Here is a 24233-nt window from a genome sequence, read left to right as displayed (position 1 = left end):
TCGATGCTCTGGCAGCGCTGGCGGATACCGCCGAGGGTCTGTTGCAACTGGCCGGCCATTTGCAGCAGGTCGCTGGCGGTGCTGCGCACGTCATCGACAATGCCGCCGAGTTGATCCTGATTGCGCGCGGCGCGCTGACCGAACTCGCGAGATTCATTGAGCGCCTGTTCGGCATCGGACAGCGCCTGGTTACGCAGTTGCGCGCTGTACCACTGCGCCAACCAGACGGTCAGCACCGGCAGGATAAACCCGGAGTAGGTGTTCACCGCCGCATCGCGCGGGCTCAGTTCGAATACCGGCAGGCTGGCACCGCTGCGTTCCAGGCGGATCAGCCAGAACACGAACAGCACCTGCACCAGGCTCCAGACCATGGCGCTGCGCGCACCGGCCAGCAGGTAGGCGAAGACGATGATTACCGCCGGCCAGTAGATATGCGCCGAATGCAGGCCGCCCAATTGGTAGATCAGCAGCATCGAGTAGCTGGCCATGCAGGCCAGGGCCATGTTCGCGGCGACCGCCAGCGGCAGCACGGCGCTGCGCAGTACCAGCAGCATCAGCGGCATACCGAGTACCAGCAGCAACGAGCCATACATCAGCGCGTCGTTACCCAGGCGGCCCCATTTGATACAGCTGTACAGGCCAATGACCACGCTGCACAGGGCACTGAAGGCGAGAGTACGAGCCAACAGAACGCTAGCCTGGTCGGTCAAATCATGTGGCAGGAACTGCCCAAGGAAACCCTGTCGCATGAAAACTCCAGTCAGTTGGTTGTACAGCAGTATCGGCGCAAATGGCCGCTGGCTTGAGGGTGGAAAGTGCCAATTTGGCGGATGAAATGGCAAAGTGCCATATGCACCGACGACTTGTCAGTCGTATTTTCAGGCCAGAGTTTGACGATACTGCCCAGGCGTGAGGCCTTTCCAGCGCTTGAAGGCATGCAGGAAATTCGACACCTCGCTATAACCCAGGCGCTCGGCAATCTCCTCCTGGCTCAGGCTGGCGATGGCCAGCAGTTCTTCGGCCAGGGCCTGGCGCACTTCTTCCTGTAACTGGCGAAAGCTGCTGCCTTGTTCTTCCAGACGACGGCGCAGGGTACGGCTGCTGATGTTCAGCTCGCTGGCGATGACTTCCATATCTGCCAGCCGACCCGGTGTACTCAACAGGCGATCACGAATCTGCCCGGCCAGGCCGCTGCGCACCTGACGTTTGGCCAGCAGAGCCTGGCATTGCTGCTCGCAGAGCTGAGCGCTGTGCGGATTGGCGCGGGGCAGTGGCAGATCAAGCAGGTGACGGGAAAAGCTGATGCGGTTCTCTGCGCAGGCAAACTCCGGCAGCAGGCCGAATTGCTCGACAAAGCGTGCAGTGTCAGCCGGCGCCGGCATGCTCAGTTGTACGCGATCCAGGGGCATGCGGTTGCCGGTCAGTTCGCGCTGAATCACCATCACTGCCACGGTGTCGCGCAGCAGGAGAAAGTCGCGCACCTGATCCGGCAAATGGCTGCCGTCCAACTGCAGATGCGCCTGGTCGGCGTCTTCACGCAAGCTGATGCGATTAAAGGCAAAGGTCAGGTCCAGGTAGCGCAGGCCCAGGTCGGCAGCCTGGCGGAAGCTCTGACTGCTGAGCAGGGCGTAACCCCAGATGCCATAGGTGGTCAGTTGATAACGCAGACCGGCTTGCAGGCCGAGGTCGTCCTGTGTGGGCAGGGCTTCGATCAGGTTGCGGATCAGCTGCAGTTCCTGCGCGCCTTCGATTTCACTGTGCAACTCGGCCAGTTGCAGGGGGCTGAGGCCGGTGTCGCGCAGGCACTGCTCGACACTCAAACCGTGATCGAGGCCTAACTGGGTCAGCAGTTGCGCACTGGTGATACTGCGTCGTGGCAGGCTGTAGGGAATGGTCGACATGCAGTTATCCGCTGATTTGTCCGAAAGTCACAACCGATTGGCCGACTATGCCATAACCTCTCACGCGCCGGGCCAGTAGCATCCTGGCATCCGCACTGTTTGCGGTTGGGGATCGAACAATGAATAACAACTCCCTGCATCTGGCTCCCTTACGCGTGCTGATTATCGGCAGCGGCTTTGGCGGCTTGGGCATGGCCATTCAGTTACAGAAGGTTGGAGTCGAGGACTTTCTGATCCTTGAGAAGGCCGCAGAAGTCGGTGGCACCTGGCGCGATAACAGCTACCCGGGGGCGGCCTGCGATGTGCCGTCGCACCTGTATTCGTTTTCTTTTGAGCCGAAAACCGACTGGAGCCGCAAGTTCGCGCCCCAGGCGGAAATCCACGGCTATATGCTGCATTGCGTGGCCAAGTACCAGCTGCGCTCGCGTATTCGCTGCAATGCCGAAGTGGCCTCGGCGGCTTTCGATGCGGCGGCAGCGTTGTGGCGGGTGACCCTGAGCACGGGTGAGGAACTCAGCGCCGAGGTGCTGATCAGCGCCTGCGGCCAGCTCAATCAGCCGGCTTATCCGGCGTTACCAGGGATCGAGCAGTTCGCCGGGGAGGCCTTTCACTCGGCGCGCTGGCGGCATGACCTGAACCTGAACGGTAAGCGTGTGGCGGTGATCGGCACCGGCGCTTCGGCGATCCAGTTTGTTCCGCAGATTCAGCCGCAGGTGGGCGAACTCAAGTTGTTTCAACGCTCGGCGGCCTATGTGTTGCCCAAGCCGGATCGTGCCTATCGGCCCTGGGAGCTGGCGTTGATGCGCCGACTACCGTGGTTGCAGCGCCTCGACCGTGGCTTCAAGTATGTGCAGCACGAGGTGCGCGGCCTGGCGTTTATCAGCATGCCGTGGCTGATGAAGCTGTTTCGCTTCAGCTTCGAGCGCCACCTCAAACAGCACATCAGTGATCCGCAACTGCGCAGCCAGCTGCAGCCGAACTACCCCATGGGCTGCAAACGCATCCTGATCAGCAATGACTACCTGCCAGCACTGGCGCAGCCCAACGTGACGGTGATCAGCGAGGCGATCAGCCGCGTCAGCGAGACGGCAATCATCACCGCCGATGGCCGCGAGCATCCGTGCGATGTACTGATTTACGGCACCGGCTTTGCTGCCACGGATTTTCTTGCGCCGATGCAGATTCGTGGGCTCGGTGGACAGGAGCTGAACCAGGCCTGGCGAGACGGGGCCGAGGCGTACAAGGGCGTCAGCGTCAGCGGTTTCCCCAACCTGTTTATCCTTTACGGGCCCAATACCAACCTGGGGCATAACTCGATCATCTATATGCTGGAAAGCCAGTTCCGCTATGTGCTCGGCTGCATCGATTTGCTGCGTCAGCAAGGCGCCCGTTATGTCGACGTAAAAGCTGCAGTACAGCAGCGCTACAACCAGCAAATTCAGGCCAGCTCACATCGAACGATATGGGAGCAGGGCTGCTCAAGCTGGTACAAAACCGCCTCCGGCAAAAGCACCAATAACTGGCCGGGCTATACCTTCACTTACCGCCAGCAGACCCGCGCACCGGAGCTTGATGACTATGAATGCACCCGTTGAATTCGCCGCACCGGCGGCCGATCAGGCGCTGCTGCGCAGCGTTTTGCGTACCAGCCTGCGCCTACTGTTCCGTGGTCTGGTGCGCCCGCCGATGCCGATTGCCGGCCAGCGTGCGGTGCTGCGCCTGCTAACAGCCGCCAGCCCGGCGCCGAGTGGCGTTACCCGTAGCGCCGGTACCTTGGGCGGGCGATTCTGTGAGTGGCACAAACCACAGAGTGGTCGCGGCACTGTGCTGCTGTACCTGCATGGCGGGGCTTATCTGATTGGTGGGCCGAACACCCACCGCACGATCTGCTCGACCCTGGCCAAACGCGGACAGATGGATGTGTGCGCGCTGGATTACCGGCTGGCACCCGAGCATCAATACCCGGCGGCCCGCGAGGATGCCCTGGCTGCGTTTCAGGAATTGATAAAGATAGGCTACAAGCCTGAGCAGATCGTGATTGGCGGCGATTCGGCCGGTGGCAACCTGAGCCTGATCACCAGCCTGCGCCTGCGTGACCAAGGGCTGCCGCAACCAGCGGCGCTGGTGTGTTTCTCCCCAGTCACCGACTTTACCGGCACCCAGCTACACGAACCGCCCGCCGGTGACCCGCTGATCCACCGCAAATGGGTTGAGCAGGCGCTGGCGCTGTATTGCCCGACCGGACTAGCCCATGACGATCCCGGTTTATCGCCGCAGTTTGCCGATCTGCATGGCCTGGCCCCTGTACTGATTCAGGTCGGTGAAGACGAGATTTTGCGTAACGACAGCCTGCGCTTTGCCGACAAGGCCCAGGCGGCGGGTGTGGATGTGCGCCTGCAGCGTTATCCGGACCTGTGGCATGTGTTTCAGGCCCACGCGGGCATGCTCAAAGCCGCCGATTTTGCCTTGGCTGAAGTGGTGAGTTTTCTGCGTGAGCGGGGCTGCTGAGTGAACAATATTCTGATTACCGGCGCCGCGTCAGGGATCGGCGCCGCCACCGCGAGGTTGTTTCATCAACACGGCTGGCAGGTTGGGTTGCTGGATATCAACCACCAGGCGCTGACTCAGTTGGCCGGTGAGTTGGGTAACGTCTGGCATGCCGAGCTGGATGTGGCCGACCCGGCGGCAGTCAAGGTCGCCCTGGCCGACTTCTGCGCCCTGCATGGCGGTCAGTTGCGCCTGCTGTTCAACAGTGCCGGGATTCTGCAATGCGGGCACTTCGAGGACATCGAGCTCAGCGAGCATGCGCGCATTCTGCAGATCAACGTGCAGGGGCTGCTAAATATGACCCACGCGGCCTTTCCCTATTTGAAAGCCACGCCCGACGCCCAGGTGATCAATATGGGCTCGGCCTCCGGGCTCTATGGCGTGCCGCATCTGGCCAGCTATTCGGCCTCCAAGTTCGCCGTGCGCGGTCTGACCGAGGCGCTGGACCTCGAGTGGGCCAAGCACGGCATCCGCGTCGGCGACCTGATGCCGCCGTTTGTCAGCACGCCGATGCTTAACAACCAACGCTTCCAGGCCCCGGTATTGCGCCGTCTGGGCGTCAATCTTGAGGCTGAAGCCGTGGCTCAGGCCGCTTTGGCGCAAACCCGCAGCCGTGCGGTACACCGGCCGATCAGCCGACAATTCAAGCTGCTGTACTGGTCCGGCCAGCTGACGCCCGCCTGGCTGAGCCGGCGCATCATGGCCTGGCTTAGTCGCGACTGATGGGCTAGATGTGTGGCTGAAACAACTTTCGCTGGGCAAATGCGCGTTGATGGGACTAGTCTGCAACTGACGCTTCTGACTTGTTCGCTCTGAACAAGCCTGCGTTGACCAGCCCTGGTTTCAGGTCTGGCTTATGACATATCAAGCAGCACATCGCTTGATTCTCGGGCGGCACTGCAATCGGTGCCGCAACACCGCTGAGGCTCTGGCGGTAGCAATGGGAAAGCGTTTACCAGGTCGTAGCACTGCAGTATCGACACCTAGTTGGTTCTTTAGCGTCCTGTAAATTTGTCCATCGCCTGAGGAGGTCACTTCATGAGCACAGCCTTGCACGATGATGTCAGTAACGGGGTTTTACGGCGGATGAAGGAGGGTGGCTTCGACTTTGCCAGCTTCCATCCCATCGAGTTCTACGCCCTTTTCCCTGATGAAGAGCGGGCCCGCATGGCCACCCGCAAATTTCGAGGTGAGTCTTTACACGCCCTGGTGACCGAGCGTGATGACGGTGTCTGGCACCTGCAAGTCAGTAAAGTAATGTTCGCGACATACCACGGCATCGACGACTTCGAGCATGACCTGGAGTCAGTCGTGGCGCCGCTTGGCGGCAAACTGGATGGGTGGGGTGTTACCCAGGAGGTAAGGCAGCCCTGAGAACCTGTCTACGGTCTGCTGCGCGTCGGCCCTGCTGCGTTAAAAACAGGCTCGGAATGCTCATTTACAGCCCGTAAACTCCGCTTCCTCGCCTGTTTTTGCCTTGCATGGCTCTAGCTCGCGAGATCGTAAACAGGTTCTGCAATCCAAACACGGGCCGGCCATAAGCTGGCCCGTGTCATTTCTACCTCGCCTGCGCGCGCCCAGCCAATCGCCCCTCGACCCCAGCCCGTGCTTTGCTTCAGACTTGGCGCATGACCGACATTCTGATTTTCACCCACATTGATTACTGCCCGCCGGCCCACCTGGGCAAGGTGCTTGAGCAGGCTGGCCACCCCTATACCGTGTTACGCGCTGACCTCGGTGAGCTGGACGGCATTGATCTGGACCGACCCAAGGCCGTGGCCATCATGGGCGGACCAATGAGCGTCAATGATCAGCTGCCCTGGCTGGCCACCGAAGTCGCCGCGCTGCAGCACTTTATCCGCCGCGATATTCCGTTGATCGGCCACTGTCTGGGCGGCCAGCTGTTGGCCAAGGCGCTAGGCGCGGATATCAGCCGCATGCCTTACACCGAAAGTGGCTGGCAGCCGCTGACCCGTCTTGACCAGGCGGCGCCCAGCCCCTGGTTACAGCATGTGCCTGAGCAGTTCCCGATCTTCCAGTGGCATGGCGACAGCTTTGCTATTCCCGAGGGCGCACAGCCTTTGCTCCGCAGCCCCTGGTGCAGTAACCAGGCGTTTGCCTGGGGCGATAAAGTCTTGGCCCTGCAAGGCCACCCGGAAATGGACGAAGCCCTGGTGCGCCAGTGGCTCGGCGACTGGCACCACCTGCTGGATGAAAGCCAACCGAGCCAGCAGAGCAGGGCGCAGATGCTCGACCAACTACCCGACAAAGTTGCCGAACTGAACCGCGTAGCCGAAGGCTTCTATCGCCATTGGCTGCAACTGGCCGGGTTCTGATGCTCGGCTAGGGTGGATGACGCTTTCCCATCCACCAGTGGTTGCCGTGCGGTGGATAAAAAGAGCGTTATCCACCCTACGGACTGGCCGCCTTAAAATGGCGCGCCTTGCGACCTGGCGGTCACCATTGCGCCCCGGCTTGGTGCGTTGCTCGTATCGCCAATGCTCAAGTAACTGATTTAAAACATTTTTGTTGTATGGCGCGGGCCTTGCAAAGCTGTCTCCATGTCCGGGTGACAAGGAGTACGGCATGGCCCGCACCTTTTATGACGAGATGTACGACGCGAGCGGTGCTGTCCGCCCGCACTATCAAGCCTTTGCCCGCTGGTTGGCAGATACACCGGATGAACTGCTGGCCCAGCGCCGCCGGGAAGCCGACCTGCTGTTCCACCGCGCGGGTATCACCTTCACCCTGTATGGCGACGATCAGGGCACCGAGCGGCTGATTCCGTTCGACATCATCCCGCGCAGCATCCCCGCCAGTGAATGGCGCATCGTCGAGCGCGGCTGCATCCAGCGCGTGCAGGCGCTGAACATGTTCCTCGCCGACCTCTACCACGACCAGCGCATCATCAAGGCCGGCATCGTGCCCGCCGAGCAGGTGCTGGCCAACGAGGGCTATCAGATCGCCATGCAGGGTCTCAACCTGCACCGCGACCTTTACGCCCACATTGCAGGCGTAGACCTGGTGCGCGACGGTGACGGCAGCTACTACGTACTGGAAGACAACCTGCGCACGCCCAGCGGCGTCAGCTACATGCTCGAAGACCGCAAGATGATGATGCGCCTGTTCCCCGAGCTGTTTGCTGCCCAGCGCGTGGCGCCGATCGATCACTACCCGAACCTGCTGCTCGACACGCTCAAATCTTCCAGCCCATTGGATAACCCCAACGTCGTGGTGCTGACGCCGGGGCGTTTCAACAGCGCCTATTTCGAACACGCCTTTCTTTCCCGCGAAATGGGCGTGGAGCTGGTTGAAGGTGCGGACCTGTTTGTGCGTGACGACAAGCTGTTTATGCGCACCACCGCCGGGGCCAAGCAGGTGGACGTGGTCTACCGTCGCCTTGACGACGCCTTCCTTGATCCATTGGCGTTCAACCCCGATTCCATGCTCGGCGTGCCTGGCCTGCTGGCCTGTTACCGCAGCGGTAACGTGGTGCTGGCCAATGCCATCGGCACCGGGGTGGCGGACGATAAATCGATCTATCCCTATGTCGACGACATGATCCGCTTCTACCTCAGCGAAGAGCCGATCCTGAAAAACGTGCCGACCTTCCAGTGCCGCAAACCGGCCGAGCTGTCCCATGTGCTGGCCAACCTGGAGCATCTGGTGGTCAAGGAAACCCAAGGTTCCGGGGGCTACGGCATGCTGGTTGGCCCGGCAGCCACCAAGGCCGAAATCGAAGACTTCCGCGCCCGCCTGATTGCCCGCCCCGAGGCCTATATCGCCCAACCGACCCTGTGCCTGTCGACCTGCCCGACCTTTGTTGAGCGCGGCATCGCGCCTCGCCATATCGATCTGCGGCCGTTCGTTCTGTCCGGCAAGGAAACCCGCATCGTCCCCGGCGGCCTGACCCGCGTCGCGCTGCGCGAAGGCTCGCTGGTGGTCAACTCGTCCCAGGGTGGCGGCACTAAAGACACCTGGGTGGTGGAGGACTAACCATGCTTTCAAGAACTGCCTCTGATCTGTACTGGATGTCACGCTACCTGGAGCGCGCGGAAAACCTCGCGCGCATGCTTGAAGTCAGCTACTCGCTGTCGCTGATGCCACAGGACGGCCGCGGCGATGGCCTGGAAGAGCTGGCTCTGCCGCTGCTGATTACCGGCACCCTCGACGATTACCTGGAGCGCCACGGCCCGCTGCACGCCGAGCGCATGCTGCACTTCTTCGCCCTCGATGCGACCAACCCGGCGAGCATCTACTGCTGCCTGCAGGCCGCGCGCAGCAACGCCCACGCCGTGCGCGGGCGGATCACCGCCGACATGTGGGAAAACATCAACGCCACCTGGCTGGAAATCCATGGCATCGCGCAGCAAGGCCTGAGTCGCTACGGCATCAGCCGTTTCTGCGAATGGGTCAAGGAGCGCTCGCATCTGTTCCGTGGCGCCACCTTCGGCACCATCATGCGCGGCGACCCGTATCGCTTTATCCGTCTGGGCACCTTTATCGAGCGCGCCGACAACACCCTGCGCCTGCTCGATGCGCGCTACGAAATGCTTGGCGAAGACATCGACGAAATCGACGGCCGACCGGCACGCAGTTATTACCAGTGGACCGCGCTGCTGCGCGCACTGTCCTCGTTCGAGGCATTCGCCGAGATCTACCGCGGCTCACCGGGTACGCGCAAAGTCTCCGAACTGCTGCTGCTACGTGCCGATGTACCGCGCTCGCTGCGCGCCTGCATGGACGAATTGAGCCTGATGCTCGCCAGCCTGCCTGGCGACAACGGCCGCCCGGCCCAGCGCCTGGCCGCCGAACTGGAAGCGCGGCTGCGCTATACCAGCATCGAAGAAGTACTCGACGAGGGCCTGCACGCCTGGCTCACCGATTTCATCCTGCTGGTTCGCCAGCTGGGCCAAGCCATCCAAAGTTCCTACCTGGAGGTCGCATGAGACTGTCAATCAGCCACGACACTACCTATCACTATGAAGACCAGGTGCGCACCAGCATCCAGTATCTGCGTATGACGCCGCACGACAGCGAACGCCAGCAGGTGCTCAGCTGGCAGCTGACTCTGCCGCGCCCGGTGCGTGCGCAACTCGACCCTTACGGCAATATTCTGCATGTGCTGACGATGGACGAGCCGCACGAATCCATCGTTATCGGTGCTCGTGGCCAGGTGGAAATCGACGAGGCGCGCGAGGCCGAGCACGAAAGCCAGTCGGCGCTGCCGTTTCTGCGCTTTACCCGCCTGACCGACGCCGACGAAGCTCTGCGCGAGTTCGCTAAGCTGCAGAGCCGCAGCCGCACGGACCGCAGCGGCCTGATCGACCTGATGCATGCGTTGAATGCGCATATCCGTTACCAGCCGGGCAGCACCGCCGTGGAAACCAGCGCCAGTGAAGCCTTCGCCGGCGGCAAGGGCGTTTGCCAAGATCACGCTCATGCCTTCCTGGCCTGCGCACGCAGCCTGGGTGTGCCGGCGCGTTATGTGTCGGGTTATCTGTTTACCGACAGCGAAGACCACCTGGCCAGCCACGCCTGGGCCGAAGCCTGGCTGGACGACGCCTGGTACAGCTTTGATGTGACTAACTGTCTGGCCAAGCCGGAGCGGCATTTGAAGTTGGCCGTGGGCCTGGACTACCTGGATGCCTGCCCGGTGCGTGGCATGCGCCGGGGCGGTGGCATCGAGCAGATGCATGCGCAGGTGGAGGTTGCACCGCTGGTGCGGGTGCAACAGCAGTAAAGGCGCTGCGCTGGCTTCGTGGGGTGTGCTAGTCCGTAGGATGGGGCGGGCCGCGCAGATTGAGTACAGCGATACCCATGCTGCCGATGTGATGGATGCCATCGCATCGCGATTCGGTTCATTCACGTTTTGATACATAGCGCCAGTTTTGTAGGAGGGGCTTTAGCCGCGTGCTTTTGATGCTTTATGTCCAGGTTCTGCGACAAGTTCATTAGCGTGGTGAGTTTTGATTTTGGTTTCGCCCCTTACGGGCGAGTCCCTTTTGGCAATTGCCCCAAAAGGAACCAAAAGGTCTAGCCCCGACATCCGGCCCTGCCTGCGGCAGGGTTCGTTCACGCCATCATTGCTCCGAGGGTCGGCGTACAAGGGCCGTCCCTGGCCCTTTACGCCTTTCGCCGCATCCATGCGGCTCACCCCTCTACACAACGATTCTGTTCACCCTCCTGAAGGGGCGTTTGGCGTCGTCTGCACGTTTTGTGTGGATTGACTAAAAGCCAAAGCAGATGCCTGCCACCAAGACGATTTGATGAGCATCACGTTGCTCAACCTGCGTGGCCCGACCCATCCTACGAACTGGCGGGCTCTGCGAAACCTGTAGGAGCGGCGGGAACGCCTAGTTATTGGCCGCGATGTTTTTGTATTCACCTCGATTCGCGGGCAAGCCCGCTCCTACAAAGGCTGCACTTTGCGCCCCGCCATGTGCCGTAAATACTCAACCAACTCCCCCAATTCCTTGTCACTCAATACCTCAACCGCAAACCCCGGCATCTTCCCCTGCGGCCAGCGCCGCAAACTTTGTGGGTCTCGGATATAGCGGGTTAGAAAGTCGCCGCTGAAATACTCCGTCGGGTTATGCGGAATATTCAGGTCCGGGCCGAACTGTGAGTCTCCGGCGCCATTCAACCGATGACAGGCCATGCAGTTCTTCTGGTATTGGGCAAAACCGGCCTGCACCGCCGGGCTGGCTTCGGCGGCGGGCAGTAGCTGCGGGAAGCGCTGCGCTACCGGAGCCAGTTTGCGGATGGTGGCCAGTTGGAAGGGCCATTGCTCCGGGCCGATCTGGCTGGCGGCCGGGTTTTGCCAGACCAGGTAGAACGGCCCGGCGCTGGGTTTGCCGTTGCCTAGGTCGGGCCAGGGTTGCGCTGGGTCTTCGATGGCCAGCCAGGCTTTGCTGCCAGTTTGGCTGAGCGCGGGGGCGGCGGAGAGTTCGGCGGCAAAGCCGTCGCTGGCCACCAGTTGCAGGTGATCACCCGGTTGTACTCCTTCCAGCAGCGCGGCCAACGGTACGGCGCGGTAGCGCATGCTGCGTTTGTAGCTGACGTCGTCACTGATCGCGACGTTTTGCGCTTGCGGGTGGGCGAGAAGTTGCGCGCTGCTCAGGCGCTGGCTGCCGTTGCCCAGTTCCAGGGTCAATTCGGCGGCGTGCAGGTGGCTGAAGGGTAGGAGGGCGAGCAGGGCGATGCAGAGGGTGCGCTTATTCAATCCTGCGACTCCAGGGCGAGTTTCAGTTCGTCATAGCCGCCCGCGTTGATCAGGTTGCTGTAGCCCATGGCGCGCAGGCTTTCTTCGGCGATGCTGGAGCGGCGGCCGCTGCGGCAATACAGCACGATGGGGGTGTCCTTGTCCGGGGCAATAGCGCTGATGCGGCTGGCGATCTGTTCATGCTCGATCTGCTCTGCACCTGGCAGTGCGCCGGCGGCGAATTCATCGGCGGTACGCACATCGATCAGCACGCTTTCCGGTGATTGCAGGGCGACAACGGCGGCGCTGAGTTCGGCTTCGCCGGCCAGCAGAGGCAGGCTGACCAGCAGGCTGAGGGTGGCAAATAGGGTGCGCATGGTGTGCTCCTTGGGTTGATTGAAATCACCCTAGCACAGGCGCTGCTTTGCACGTGTTTGTTGAGTTAGCGCTGCCGCTGCCGGCTCACTCCACGGTGGCAGGCAGGGCAGGAAATCAGGGGTTTAGCTGACCAAGCGGGTCAGGTTGGGAAGAATCAGAATGACGGTGGTGGCAAACACGATCATGCCTGCCTGACGCATTTTCACTGGATTGAACATGGCGGTTGGCCTTGTTGTTTTTTGCGGGTGGTCGTCGCTGTCCTGCTTAATACGCGGATGCGACGCCACGCCTCGTGTTGATCATTCAAGCCGTCCCGGCAAAACCCGGCGACGACGCCTACAACAGCCGACCTGCGCTCTATTTGCCGGTGGCTTGATTCAACTGTAGGGGCGCGCAGCGCCTGGCTATAGATGCCTTGATTACTAAGGTGCGCAGGCTAGTTGCCAGCGGTTATGACGCCTGGCCCGCATCAGGCAAGCGGGCCTTGAGCTAGACGCGCTTGTTGCCTTTTGCCCAGTGATTGACCGTTTGTCTGAGCTGAGCGGTCAATAGGCCTGAGCACTTCGGTCATTGAGACTGCCCCCGCCCGGCGTATGGTAGGCCCCGCAGGCCGTTGAAAAACTACCTACGTTGGCAATACGGCGTTAAAAACAGGCTCGGAATGCTCATTTACAGCTCGTAAGCTCCGCTTCCTCGCCTGTTTTTGCCTTGTCTTTCCTGCCTCGCCGACGTTTTTCAACGGCCTACCACTCAACAAAAACAGGCGTGGGCCCCACCTGCGCCATCAGCCACCCTCCATTGGAGGTCTGAGGACGCCATGACCGAAGCATATATTTTCGATGCCGTGCGCACGCCACGCGGCAAGGGCAAGAAGGACGGGGCGCTGTACAGCGTCAAGCCTGTCGACCTGATCGCCGGCCTGCTCAAGGCGCTGCAAGCGCGCAATAACCTGGACACCAGCCAGGTCGATGACATCGTGCTCGGCTGTGTAACGCCGGTGGGTGATCAGGGCGCGGACATTGCCAAAACGGCCGCCATGGTTGCCGATTGGGATGTCAGCGTGTCGGGCGTGCAACTCAACCGTTTCTGCGCCTCGGGCCTGGAAGCGGTGAACCTCGGCGCGATGAAGGTACGTTCCGGTTTCGAGGACCTGGTGGTAGTTGGCGGTGTCGAGTCGATGTCGCGCATTCCCATGGGCTCCGATGGCGGCGCCTGGGTGATGGACCCGGCGACCAATATGCACACCCATTTCACTCCGCAGGGTATCGGCGCCGATCTGATCGCCACCCTGGAAGGTTTCAGCCGCACGGACGTCGACAGCTTCGCTCTGCGCTCGCAGCAGAAGGCCGCCCGTGCCAGCAAGGACGGCTCGTTCAGCAAGTCGCTGATTCCGGTAGCGGACCAGAACGGCATCGTCCTGCTCGATCACGATGAGTTTATCCGTGGCGAATCCACCCTCGAAGGCCTGGGCAAGCTCAAGCCGAGCTTCGAGATGATGGGCCAGATGGGCTTCGACAGCACCGCGCTGCGCGTCTACAGCCATGTCGAGCAGATCAACCACGTACACACCCCAGGCAACAGCTCGGGCATCGTCGATGGCTCGGCCCTAATGCTGATCGGCTCCGAGGCCAAAGGCCGCGAGCTGGGTCTGAAGCCGCGTGCACGCATCGTCGCCACTGCCGTGACCAGCACCGACCCGACCATCATGCTCACCGGCCCGGCACCGGCCACGCGCAAGGCGCTGGCCAAGGCGGGGCTGAACGTCAATGACATCGACCTGTTCGAGGTCAACGAGGCGTTTGCTTCGGTGGTGATGAAGTTTATGAAGGACATGGGCGTCAGCGAGGACAAGGTCAACGTCAACGGCGGCTCCATCGCCATGGGCCACCCGCTGGGTGCAACCGGTTGCGCCATCCTCGGCACCCTGCTCGACGAGCTGGAGAAGCGCCAGCTGCGCTACGGCCTGGCCACCCTGTGCGTAGGTGGTGGCATGGGCATCGCCACCATCATTGAACGAGTTTGAGGCGGAGATAAGAAAAATGACTGACGCCATCCGTTACGAAAAAGGCCAGGACAATATCGTCGTTCTGACCATGGACATGCCTGGCCAGAGCGCTAACACCATGAACGCGGTGTACCGCGAAGCCATGGGCAAGATCGTCGACCGACTGGAAGCCGAGAAGGATTCCATTGCCGGGGTCATCCTCACCTCCGCGAAGAAGACCTTCTTCGCCGGCGGCGACCTCAATGAGCTGATCAAGGTCACCAAGGCCGACGCGCCGGCCTTCTACCAGATGATCCTCAACATCAAGGGCCAACTGCGTCGCTTGGAAACTCTGGGTAAGCCGGTGGTGGCGGCGATCAACGGTGCAGCCCTGGGCGGCGGCTGGGAAATTGCTCTGGCCTGCCATCACCGTATCGCCCTGAACAATTCCAGCATTCAGCTCGGCCTGCCGGAAGTGACCCTCGGCCTGCTGCCGGGCGGCGGTGGTGTAGTGCGTATGGTGCGCATCCTCGGCCTGGAAAAAGCCCTGCCGTATCTGGCTGAAGGCAAGAAGGTGCGCCCTGATGCGGCGCTCAAGGCTGGTCTGATCCATGAACTGGCCAGCGACAGTGATGACCTGCTGGCCAAGGCGCGCGCCTTTATCGCCGCCAACCCGAGCGCCGTGCAGCCGTGGGACGTGAAAGGCTACAAAATTCCCGGCGGCACGCCGTCCAGCCCGAATGTGGCGCAGATGCTGGCCATCGCCCCGAGCGTGCTGCGTGACAAGACCAAGGGCTGCTTCCCGGCGCCGGAGAAGATCATGTGCGCCGCCGTTGAGGGGGCGCAGGTCGACTTCGACACCGCGCAGATCATCGAAGCGCGCTACTTCACCGAGCTGACCACCGGCCAGGTGGCGAAGAACATGATTGGCACCTTCTGGTTCCAGCTCAATGAAATCAACGCCGGCGGCTCGCGTCCACAGGGCTTCGAGCCTTACGTGACCAAGAAAGTTGGTGTGCTTGGTGCCGGCATGATGGGCGCCGGTATTGCCTATGTGTCGGCTGTGGCCGGTATCGACGTAGTGCTCAAGGACATCTCCATCGAAGCCGCTGAGAAGGGCAAGAGCTACTCGGTCAAGCTGCTGGAGAAAAAGGTCGGCCGTGGCCAGATGAGCGCCGAGAAGCGCGATGGCATCCTGGCGCGGATCAAACCCACGGTCAGTGACGCTGATTTCGAGGGCTGCGACCTGATCATCGAAGCGGTATTTGAGGATCGTGACCTCAAGGCCAATGTCACCGCGGCAGCCGAACGTGCAGCGCTGGCGGATGCGGTGATCGCTTCCAACACCTCGACCCTGCCGATCACCGGCCTGGCTACGGCGGTGCAGAAGCAGGACAAGTTTATCGGTCTGCATTTCTTCAGCCCGGTGGACAAGATGCCGTTGGTGGAAATCATCAAGGGCGAGCAGACCAGCGACGAGACCCTGGCGCGTGGTTTTGACTACGTCATGCAGATCAAGAAGACCCCGATCGTGGTCAACGACAGCCGCGGCTTCTTCACCTCGCGGGTGTTCGGCACTTTCACCAATGAAGGTCTGGCCATGTTGGGTGAGGGCGTGAGCGCGGCGATGATCGAGAACGAAGCGCGCAAGGCCGGCATGCCGGTTGGCCCGCTGGCGATCAGCGATGAAGTGTCGATGAGCCTGATGAACCATATCCGTCAGCAGACCATCAAGGACCTCGCGGCCGAAGGCAAGCAGATCCCCGAGCACCCGGCATTTGCCGTGATCGACATGATGCTCAACGAGTACAAGCGGCCGGGCAAGGCAGCGGGTGCGGGCTTCTACGATTACCCGGCGGGTGGCAAGAAGCACCTGTGGCCGGAACTCAAGGCGCGTTTCGAGAAGAGCGATGCGCAGATTTCGCAGATTGACGTGCGTGATCGCATCCTGTTTATCCAGGCCATCGAAACCGTGCGCTGCGTAGAAGAGGGCGTGCTCAAGTCGGTAGCCGATGCCAACATCGGCTCGATCATGGGCATCGGCTTTGCAGCCTGGACCGGCGGTGCGCTGCAATTTATCAACCAGTACGGAGTGAAGGACTTTGTCGCCCGCGCCCAGTACCTGGCTGAGCAGTACGGCGAGCGCTTCCTGCCGCCGGCGTTGTTGCTGGAGAAGGCGGCGAAGAACGAAAGTTTCTAACGCCGTCGCGTTAAGGCAGAGATACTGAAAACCGGCTCCCTGTGAGCCGGTTTTTTATCGCCTGTAGTGTGTGGAAGACCAGCCTATTTATGGCTACAGCACTAGACTGCTGCAATGACCACGACGGTGTGGCGCAAGGGAGGTGTTATGACAATCGGGATACGCAGTGTGCTGGCAATAAACTTGGGGTTACTGGCCACTCCGGTGTGGGCGGATGATTGCGCCAATGCCATGGATCAACTCACCCTCAATCAATGCGCGGCGGCAGAGTATGCCGCTCAGGATAAACGTCTGAATCAGCTCTACGGCGATTACCGCAAGCGTCTGGATGATGGGCAGAAACAGCAACTCAAGGACGTGCAGCTGGCCTGGATCAAGTTCCGTGATCTGGCTTGCGCGTTCGAGTCAGCGTCGGTGGAGGGTGGTTCGGCCTATCCGATGGTGCTAAACGGCTGCCTGACGCAAAAGACCGCCGCACGGGTCAAGGAGCTGGAGCAGCTGGCCGTCTGTGAAGAAGGCGACCTGAGCTGCCCAATGCCAGCGCAGTAGCGTTCAGCAGGCCGGGCGACCGCAGAGCAACTGTTGAATGGCCTGGCGCTCGCTCAGGTGAGTGGGCATATGCAAGGTGGTCAGGGTGCCATCGCTAAGCTGGATGGCCAGTTCTGACTCAAAGTGGATGCCGCTACTGTCGACAGTGGCATAGGTCACGCCATAGACGTTCTGGTTGCTCAGTGATTGGGCGATGCTCATGGCGTTCTCCTGATTGCGGGGTGCAGTTATTTACCGGCGTTCTGGTCGGCCTTGAGTTGTGCGGCTTGCACTTTCTCGGCTTGGCGTTGGCTGCTCGCGCTGTGGTTGCTGGTAAAGGCCGATGCGGCAAGCAGGCTGGCGATGGCGGAAAAACTGGTCATGGTCATGTCCTCTGGTAAGTGGGGCGCAGTGCCCGATGGCCAGATCATCTGCGCGTGCCGCTATCGACAGAAGTGAATGGTGCTTATGGTGACTATCGAGGGCGCTGATGGGCCCCGGGTAATTGGTCGGGTTTAGCCCGTAGCTATTGCCTTGCAGCCTGTCAGCAGGCACGCTTGCGCGCTGGAAAAACAACCCTCCTGCGCCCTAGGTAACCGCCCATATGCCGCTGCAGATCTGCATCCTGGAAACCGATGTTCTTCGCCCTGAATTGGTCGACCAATACGACAGTTATGGCCGTATGTTCGAGCAGTTGTTCGCCCGTCAGCCAATTGCTGCCGAGTTCAAGGTGTACAACGTGATGGAGGGGCATTACCCGCCGGACAGCGAGCGCTACGATGCTTATCTGGTGACGGGCAGCAAGGCAGATTCCTTCGGTAGCGATGCCTGGATCCAGACGCTGAAAACCTACCTGCTGGAGCGCTACAACCGGGGCGACAAGCTGCTCGGTGTGTGCTTCGGTCATCAGCTGCTGGCGCTGTTGCTGGGCGGCAAGGCTGAGCGCGCGGTGCAGGGCTGGGGGGTGGGTATCCATCAGTACCGCATGGCGAGCAAGCCGACCTGGATGAGTCCTGACCTGGAGGACCTGACCCTGCTGATCAGCCACCAGGATCAGGTGACCCAACTGCCGGAAAACGCCACGTTGCTGGCCAGCAGCGAGTTCTGCCCAATCGCCTCCTACTGCATCGGTGATCAGGTGCTGTGCTTCCAGGGCCACCCCGAGTTTGTGCATGACTACTCGCGCGCGCTGCTTGATCTGCGCCAAAAGCATATTGGTGAGCCGGCCTACTCCAAGGGCGTCGACAGCCTGCAGCATGACCACCAGGGCCACACCGTGGCCGAGTGGATGATGCGCTTTGTCGCCCAGGGTCGTGCCGGCCTGGCTGAATAACTTGCAGTTGCACGAAAAAGCCCGGTCAGTGACCGGGCTTTTTTATGGCGTGCCATCCGTGGCCGCCATTCTGCAGGCTGCCGTTACGCGACGTTAAACATCGCTCTATAGCCAGCCGTAATGCTTGAAGCTCGCGTAGAGTCCGATGCAGCCTGTGGTGATCAGACCGAGTACGCCAAAGTAGCCGTACTGCCAGGCGAGCTCTGGCATGTTCTGAAAGTTCATCCCGTATATTCCCGCCACTGCCGTGGGAAAGGCCAGAATCGCCGCCCAGGCGGCAAACTTGCGCTGGGTGACGCTTTGTCGTGAGGATTCCAGCAGCAGGCCGATTTCGATGGCGTGGTCGGCCATCTCGCGTAGGCCGGTGAGGTCTTCCAGCAAACGGTTGACGTGAATCGCCACGTCGCGGAAGTAGGGGCGCATGTTCTTGTCGATAAACGGGAAGTCGAGGCGCTGCAGCTCTTTGCAGATTTCTGCCAGCGGCCCGATATAACGACGCAACCGCAGCAGATCGCGACGCAGGCCCTGGATGCGCTCGACATCGGCCTGGCTCAGTGGGTTTTTCAGCACGTGCTGTTCCACTTCCTCAAGCTCGACGTGGTAGTTGTCCATCAGCGGGCGGTAGTTCTCGATCACGAAGCTGAGCAGGGCATAGAGCACGAAATCTTCGCCGTGCTCAAGCAGCAACGGACGCGCCTCGCAGCGTTGGCGGACCTGGGAATAGGGCGCGGATTCGCCATAGCGTGCGCTGATGATGTAACCGCTGCCGGCGAACAGCTGGGTTTCGACAAAGGTCAGCTCGTCATTAACCAGAATGGGTGAGTAGAGCACCAGAAACAGCGCGTCGCCGAAGGTTTCCAACTTGGGCCGGGTGTGCCGCTGCAGGGCGTCTTCCAGTGCCAGTTCATGCAGGTCGAATTGCTGCTGCAGGCTGGTCAGCTCTTCGGAGCAGGGGTCATGCAGGCCGATCCAGACGAAATGCCCCGGTTTCTTTGACCATGGCTTGCCTTCGTCGAGGTTGATATTGGTGACTTTCTTGCCCTTGCTGTAGACGGCGGCAGCAACAACGCGACCCATGGTGTTTCCTTATTATCGGTGACCTCAGCACGCAGCTTAGCGGCTTGCTCGCTGCCGGTGTGACTGAAACGGTTGTTATGCGGGCTGCATCCGCCAATAAAAAGCCCAGCGCGTGGCTGGGCTTTTTATTGGCGGACGGGTTGACTCAGGCGCTTTGGCTAAGCTGCTGATCCATGGCCTCGATACAGTGCTGCATCTGCGTGCGGCAGGTTTCGACCAGCTGCGGCAGATCATCCTGACTCAGACCCGCAGTGGGGATGGCCGGCAGCGAGCGGATCATTATTTCGCCGCTATGCCAGCGGTTGAGCTGGATATGGTTGACGTAGGTGCTGACGCACACTGGGATAATCGGTACACCAGCGGCAATTGCCATCTGAAATGCGCCTTTCTTGAACGGCAGCAGGCCCTTGCCGAGGTTGCGCGTGCCTTCCGGGAACACCCAGATCGAGGTGTCCTTGTGTTTTAGGGTGTCGGTGGTGGTGAGCATGGCCTGCTTGGCGCGAATCGCATTGCCACGGTCGAGCAGCACGTTGCCGGCCAGCCAGTACAGCTGACCGAAGAACGGCACCCACTTCAGGCTCTTCTTGCCGATGCTCACGGTGCGCTTGGGCACCACGCGGCCAAGCACGTAGAGATCATAGTTTGATTGGTGGTTGGCGATGATCACGCAGGAGTGCTGGTGTTCCAGAGTGTGCACGTCGGTCTTCAGCTTCCAGCGCAACAGCCATTGCGCCGGGACGCTGTAGAGGCGTGCGCACAAGCGGCTGTTATCCGGGTTGAACGGGCGGCAGAGGCCAAGCAACAGGCCCAGAATGCCGGCGAGGATAAAATGCACGCCCATCGCCAGCATGCGCAGAAGAAAAAGCATTTGGTACGCCCGTCATAGGAAAAAGGCGCGCAGTGTACGGGCGTGCACTGCTTTCGGCAATTGATGCTGATCAGAGGTCGTTAGCGCTTGTTGCGTCCTCGCTAGAGCCTTTGCCAGTAGCGGGTAGCAGATCAATCGAGCTGTAGCGCTGGGCCAGGCGGGTGATGCTGCCATCCTGCTCAAGGGTTAGCAGAGCTTGATCCAGTTGCTGCTTGAAGTCCTGCTTGTAGGGGTAGGCCTGTTCATTGATGCGGGTATAGCCCAGATGACCGTGCTCGCTGGACAGCGTCGGCCCTTCAACCAGCCAGTCCAGGCCACTGCTGGCAAACAGGCCTTCGCTGCGCATCTGCTGCAGCTCCCAGAGGATCGACAGGCGATCATTGACATACACATCGATGCGCTTGCGCCTGAGTTGCAGCAGATTGGTGCGGTTGTCTGTGGCGTAGCTCTGTTTGACCTCACCGGCCGCGAGCATGGTTTTGTAGCCCGGCGCGGCGATGATATTGAAACCGCGGTTGAGGCCAATGCGTAGCCCTGTATAAGCCGCTGGGAAATCTTCGATGGCACGTTGTTGAGCCAACTCGGCACGCACGAAGGCCACCACGCTTTCTTCCAGAATCGGCCGCGAATAATCCATCCACGGTCGTTCCACAGGGCGGTGGTAAGGCGGGAACAGGGCAAAGGCTGTACCCTTTTCCAGCGCTGCCAGCCCGCGTGGCCAGGGCACCGGGCGGATACTTACGCGATAACCCGGCATGCGCGCGAAGGCCGCACGCAGAATGTCGCTGTACAGACCTTTGGCTTCGCCGTTTTCGGCGTAGCTGTAGGGCGGATAACTGGCGTCACACAACACCGTAACACTGACGGGCGTTTGCGCCTGGGCGATGTTGTGAATGGCCAGGCACAGTAACCACGTTACGAGTATGCGCATGCCCAATCTCCTTATCGGTTGGCGCTGGCTGCACGCGCAGGTGCAGCCCTATGTATGGGAACTCAGACTTTGAAGCGTCCGAGCAGATGGTCCTGCTGGCCGACCTGTTCGACCATTACGGCGCACTGGCGCACCTGTTCTTCGGCGCCGGCGGCTACCTCATGGCTGATGTCGCGGATATTGGTGGTGTTGCGGTTGATCTCCTCTGTGGTGGCGCTCTGCTGCTCGGCGGCGGTAGCAATTTGCAGGTTCATGTCGTTAATCCGGGTGATCGCATCACTGATGCGTCCGAGCATGTCGTTTGCCGCACCGGCTTCTTCTGCGGTTTTGCTGGCAGTATCGCGGCTTTGCTGCATGCGTGATTCGGCCTGCTTCACCCCGGATTGCAGCTGATCGATCATCTGGCGGATTTCCTGGGTCGACTGCTGGGTACGCGAAGCCAGTGAGCGTACTTCATCGGCAACCACGGCAAAACCTCGGCCGGACTCACCCGCGCGCGCGGCTTCGATGGCGGCATTGAGAGCGAGCAGGTTGGTCTGGTCGGCAATGCTGGTGATCACCGAGAGGATCGACTCGATGTTGTGGCTGAGTTTGGCCAGTTCGTTGATCGCATGGCTGGTTTCGTCCATTTCCTCGGCCAGGTGCTTGATCGCCTCTGTGGAGCGCGAAACCACGCGCACGCCATTTTCAGTCTCCTGATTAGCTGCCAGTGCAGCCTGCGCCGCCGCCTGTGCGTTGCGTGCGACTTCCTCGGCGGTGGAGGCCATTTCCTGCATGGCGGTGGCCAGCTGATCCAGCTCCTGCAGCTGTTGCTGCAAGCGATTGGCCGCCTGGTTGGCTTCGCTGGAGGTCAGCGTGGTGCTTTCACGCACCTGCCTGGAGCTGCCCATCACCTCGCTGATCAGGCTCTGCAAACTTTGCAGGAAGCTGTTGAACTCCTTGGAGACCAGAGCAATTTCATCGTTGCCAGTGGCGGGCAGGCGGCGGGTCAGGTCGCCTTCGCCGCTGTTCACTTCATGCAACGAGTTGTGCAGGTGATCGAGGGGCTTGAGCAAGCTGTTCATCAGCACGCCCAGCACGATCAGGCTGATGATCACCCCAAGTACGGTGCCGATCACTGCGCGCCAGCTCAAGGCATTGGCTTCGGCCATGACGACGCCCTTGTCCAGCACCACGCCGATATACCAGTCCATACCTTTGAGATTCGGCAGTGGGGTAAAGGACACCAGTAGGTCCTTGTCACCGCCACTGGTTTCCTGCAGCTCCTTATCCAGCGCCGGGCTCTGGCCGCCGAACAGTTCGCTGTAGCTTTTGCCGTTCAGCTCGGTGTTGGGGTGGGAGATGATATTGCCGTTGCGCGTGAGCAGAAAGGCGTAGCCGGCACCATTGAAATCCAGGGTGTTGACCGCATCGGCGACGGTTTTCAGGCGAATGTCGCCGCCGAGTACACCGAGAAATTCGCCCGCATTGGTAATGCGGGTCACGGCGGAGATCAGTATTTCACCGGTGGTGGAGTCCACATAGGGCTCGGTGAGCACGGCCTGGCTGCCGGCTTTGCCAGTGTCATACCAAGGGCGCTGGCGACCATCCCATTCAGGCGCGGGTTGCCATTCGTCAGTGTTCTTGATCGGTTTGCCATCACTTTGCAACGCGCCGAATACCAGGATGAACTCGTTCTTCAGCATGGGCGTGTTAACGATGCGCTGGGTTTCTTCGGGGCTGTAATTGCTGTCGATGCTTTGTGCCATCAGATCCATCAGCTTGAGCTTGGCGTTGAGCCAGTTCTCGATCTGTCGGGCCAATGCGTTACTCGACTCTGCGATGCTCGCTGCAACCTGATTATGCAGGGTTTCACGAACCTGGCTGACTTGTGCCAGTGACAGCAGGCTGGTGGTGAGGAACAGAACGATGGCCGCGGCCAGACCAACCTTATGGGCAATCTTCATAACACGCTCCCGACGGCAATTTCGAATAGATCGGTGAGTGCCTCTGCTCCCTGGCCTTACCTGTTAAAAGTAATACAGCCTGGGCAGATTGCTTGCCGATTCGCCACTGTTTTGCCATTAAATGCAAAAGCCCGGCACATGGGCCGGGCTTTGCGGTGTTGCTGTGGGGATTTACACCATGTGCTGCTTGTCCAGCTCTACCGCCTGGTCGAGGGCCTCGAGCAGCGCCTTGCGCACTTTCAGCTTGGTGTTCTTGTGCGCAGTCATGTTGATCTTCTTCATCTGCTGGGCAACCGCCAGGGCAGTGGCGTGCAGTTGTTCGGCCGGCACCACCTTGTCGAGGAAACCGGCATCCACCGCGCCTTGTGGGTCGAACATCTCACCGTTGATCACGGAGCGGTGGAAGGCCGATTTGCGCAGGCGGTCACGGGCCAGTTCGATGCCAGCGTGGTGCATGGTCATGCCGATCTGTACTTCGTTGAGGCCGATACTGAACGGGCCTTCGACGCCGATGCGGTAGTCGGACGAGAGCAGGATAAAGGCACCCTTGGCTACCGCATGGCCTGGGCAGGCGACGATGATCGGGAAGGGGTGGGCGAGCATTCGGCGCGCCAGGGTCGAACCGGACGCCACCAGGTTGATGGCGTTCTGCGGGCCGGAAGTCATCACCTTGAGGTCGTAGCCGCCCGAAAGAATGCCCGGCTGGCCGGTGATAATCACGATGGCCTTGTCCTGCACGGCGCGATCCAGAGCGGCGTTGAAAGCAGTGATCACATCCGGGGAGATGGCATTCACCTTGCCATTACACAGGGTCAGGGTGGCAATGCCATCGTCGAGTTGGTAGCTGATCAGATCGCTCATGGTCGGGTTCCTTGTGCTGAAGTGCAGCAGACGTTACTCATCCGCACCGGTCAGGTAAAGCACGATGGCTGACTGGCTGGTCAGTGCGCGTTGCAGCTTGCTGCCGTTAGCCTGTTTGTTTACCGCGCGCCCTTCTACTTAGCTTGCGGCGATTCGAGCAAGACCGGCAAACATCGCGATTGATCCCTGCATTTGGCATAAGCGCATGAATCTTTTGAAAAAAGCTTTTGCCTTTGCGGGACTGTTCGGCTAGATTAGCGCGCCTCGACAGACAGCAATGATTGTTGAGACCCGGTGAAGTGTCCGAGCGGTTGAAGGAGCACGCCTGGAAAGTGTGTATACGAGAAATCGTATCGTGGGTTCGAATCCCACCTTCACCGCCAGACATAGAAAACCCCCAGAGAGCAGCCTTTCTGGGGGTTTTTTCGTTTTAGGCCCTGCAAGTCTCCGCCAAATTGGTACAGCGGAGTGGTAC

22 protein-coding genes, 1 tRNA gene and 1 pseudogene are annotated in these 24233 nt (G+C 60.5%); 13 read left to right on the top strand and 11 right to left on the bottom strand.

Going from position 1 to position 24233, the window contains the following annotated elements:
* Window positions 1-878: 878 nt before the first annotated feature.
* Entirely contained in the window at window positions 879-1901 is a 1023-nt protein-coding gene (locus RHP75_RS12470) for an AraC family transcriptional regulator (protein WP_311088454.1), read from the bottom strand.
* Window positions 1902-2020: 119 nt separating this feature from the next.
* Between RHP75_RS12470 and RHP75_RS12465 the strand changes: the two genes are divergently transcribed.
* From RHP75_RS12465 to RHP75_RS12430, 8 genes are all read left to right on the top strand, one after another.
* Window positions 2021-3496 (top strand): NAD(P)/FAD-dependent oxidoreductase, encoded by a 1476-nt coding sequence (locus RHP75_RS12465; RefSeq protein ID WP_311088453.1) that lies wholly within the window; start codon window positions 2021-2023, stop codon window positions 3494-3496.
* Window positions 3480-4409 carry an alpha/beta hydrolase gene (locus RHP75_RS12460; RefSeq protein WP_311088452.1) on the top strand — a complete coding sequence of 310 codons (930 nt, stop codon included), beginning with the start codon at window positions 3480-3482 and terminating at the stop codon, window positions 4407-4409. Before RHP75_RS12465 ends, RHP75_RS12460 begins: the two co-directional genes overlap by 17 nt.
* Complete coding sequence (locus RHP75_RS12455) at window positions 4410-5171, top strand: SDR family oxidoreductase (RefSeq protein WP_311088451.1); 762 nt, start codon at window positions 4410-4412, stop codon at window positions 5169-5171.
* Window positions 5172-5486: 315 nt separating this feature from the next.
* The gene (locus tag RHP75_RS12450; RefSeq protein ID WP_108490342.1) at window positions 5487-5822 is read left to right on the top strand and encodes a ribonuclease E inhibitor RraB; all 336 of its coding nucleotides are present in this window, start codon (window positions 5487-5489) and stop codon (window positions 5820-5822) included.
* Window positions 5823-6076: 254 nt separating this feature from the next.
* Window positions 6077-6784, top strand: coding sequence for a type 1 glutamine amidotransferase (locus tag RHP75_RS12445; protein WP_311088450.1), 708 nt, complete (start codon window positions 6077-6079; stop codon window positions 6782-6784).
* Between the two features lie 250 nt (window positions 6785-7034).
* The gene (locus RHP75_RS12440) at window positions 7035-8444 is read left to right on the top strand and encodes a circularly permuted type 2 ATP-grasp protein (protein ID WP_311088449.1); all 1410 of its coding nucleotides are present in this window, start codon (window positions 7035-7037) and stop codon (window positions 8442-8444) included.
* Between the two features lie 2 nt (window positions 8445-8446).
* Complete coding sequence (locus RHP75_RS12435; protein WP_311088448.1) at window positions 8447-9397, top strand: alpha-E domain-containing protein; 951 nt, start codon at window positions 8447-8449, stop codon at window positions 9395-9397.
* Entirely contained in the window at window positions 9394-10191 is a 798-nt protein-coding gene (locus RHP75_RS12430; RefSeq protein ID WP_311088447.1) for a transglutaminase family protein, read from the top strand. The genes RHP75_RS12435 and RHP75_RS12430 overlap by 4 nt, the downstream gene beginning before the upstream one ends.
* Window positions 10192-10860: 669 nt before the next feature.
* Here the strand turns inward: RHP75_RS12430 and RHP75_RS12425 are convergent.
* Window positions 10861-11673, bottom strand: a complete 813-nt coding sequence (locus tag RHP75_RS12425; RefSeq protein WP_311088446.1) for a cytochrome c — start codon at window positions 11671-11673, stop codon at window positions 10861-10863.
* Window positions 11670-12029, bottom strand: coding sequence for a rhodanese-like domain-containing protein (locus tag RHP75_RS12420; RefSeq protein ID WP_311088445.1), 360 nt, complete (start codon window positions 12027-12029; stop codon window positions 11670-11672). The genes RHP75_RS12425 and RHP75_RS12420 overlap by 4 nt, the downstream gene beginning before the upstream one ends.
* An 818-nt stretch (window positions 12030-12847) precedes the next feature.
* Here RHP75_RS12420 and RHP75_RS12415 point away from each other — a divergent pair.
* From RHP75_RS12415 to RHP75_RS12405, 3 genes are all read left to right on the top strand, one after another.
* Window positions 12848-14053, top strand: coding sequence for an acetyl-CoA C-acetyltransferase (locus RHP75_RS12415; RefSeq protein WP_311088444.1), 1206 nt, complete (start codon window positions 12848-12850; stop codon window positions 14051-14053).
* A 16-nt stretch (window positions 14054-14069) separates the two neighbouring features.
* Entirely contained in the window at window positions 14070-16214 is a 2145-nt protein-coding gene (locus RHP75_RS12410) for a 3-hydroxyacyl-CoA dehydrogenase NAD-binding domain-containing protein (protein ID WP_311088443.1), read from the top strand.
* 147 nt (window positions 16215-16361) lie between these two features.
* Complete coding sequence (locus tag RHP75_RS12405) at window positions 16362-16763, top strand: lysozyme inhibitor LprI family protein (protein ID WP_311088442.1); 402 nt, start codon at window positions 16362-16364, stop codon at window positions 16761-16763.
* A 3-nt stretch (window positions 16764-16766) separates the two neighbouring features.
* Here RHP75_RS12405 and ptrC read toward each other — a convergent pair whose 3' ends face one another.
* The gene (ptrC, locus tag RHP75_RS12400) at window positions 16767-16964 is read right to left on the bottom strand and encodes a type III secretion system co-regulatory protein PtrC (protein WP_311088441.1); all 198 of its coding nucleotides are present in this window, start codon (window positions 16962-16964) and stop codon (window positions 16767-16769) included.
* Window positions 16965-16990: 26 nt separating this feature from the next.
* A complete protein-coding gene (locus RHP75_RS12395) occupies window positions 16991-17125 on the bottom strand; it encodes a hypothetical protein (protein ID WP_305589155.1) in 135 nt (44 codons plus the stop codon).
* A gap of 221 nt (window positions 17126-17346) precedes the next feature.
* On the opposite strand from RHP75_RS12395, the gene RHP75_RS12390 reads away from it, so the two are divergent.
* On the top strand, window positions 17347-18075 hold the full coding sequence (locus RHP75_RS12390) for an amidotransferase (RefSeq protein WP_305589153.1): 729 nt from the start codon (window positions 17347-17349) through the stop codon (window positions 18073-18075).
* 105 nt (window positions 18076-18180) lie between these two features.
* On the opposite strand, the gene RHP75_RS12385 is transcribed toward RHP75_RS12390, so the two are convergent.
* From RHP75_RS12385 to RHP75_RS12365, 6 genes and pseudogenes are all read right to left on the bottom strand, one after another.
* Window positions 18181-19152 (bottom strand): magnesium and cobalt transport protein CorA, encoded by a 972-nt coding sequence (locus RHP75_RS12385; protein WP_311088440.1) that lies wholly within the window; start codon window positions 19150-19152, stop codon window positions 18181-18183.
* Window positions 19153-19297: 145 nt separating this feature from the next.
* Window positions 19298-20020: a 1-acylglycerol-3-phosphate O-acyltransferase gene (locus tag RHP75_RS12380; protein WP_311088439.1), complete on the bottom strand. Its 723-nt coding sequence runs from the start codon at window positions 20018-20020 to the stop codon at window positions 19298-19300.
* A gap of 70 nt (window positions 20021-20090) precedes the next feature.
* Window positions 20091-20951, bottom strand: coding sequence for a transporter substrate-binding domain-containing protein (locus tag RHP75_RS12375; RefSeq protein ID WP_311088438.1), 861 nt, complete (start codon window positions 20949-20951; stop codon window positions 20091-20093).
* Window positions 20952-21013: 62 nt separating this feature from the next.
* Window positions 21014-21718, bottom strand: a complete 705-nt coding sequence (locus RHP75_RS21330; protein WP_409079739.1) for a methyl-accepting chemotaxis protein — start codon at window positions 21716-21718, stop codon at window positions 21014-21016.
* Between the two features lie 201 nt (window positions 21719-21919).
* Window positions 21920-22897, bottom strand: a pseudogene (locus RHP75_RS21325) (cache domain-containing protein); the annotation flags it as partial.
* Window positions 22898-23068: 171 nt separating this feature from the next.
* Complete coding sequence (locus tag RHP75_RS12365; RefSeq protein WP_311088436.1) at window positions 23069-23758, bottom strand: crotonase/enoyl-CoA hydratase family protein; 690 nt, start codon at window positions 23756-23758, stop codon at window positions 23069-23071.
* Between the two features lie 293 nt (window positions 23759-24051).
* Between RHP75_RS12365 and RHP75_RS12360 the strand changes: the two genes are divergently transcribed.
* Window positions 24052-24141 (top strand) — tRNA-Ser (locus RHP75_RS12360).
* Window positions 24142-24233: the final 92 nt, after the last annotated feature.

The organism is Pseudomonas sp. SG20056 (assembly GCF_031764535.1).
Lineage (GTDB): Bacteria > Pseudomonadota > Gammaproteobacteria > Pseudomonadales > Pseudomonadaceae > Aquipseudomonas.
This window is presented reverse-complemented; position numbering and strand designations above follow the sequence as displayed.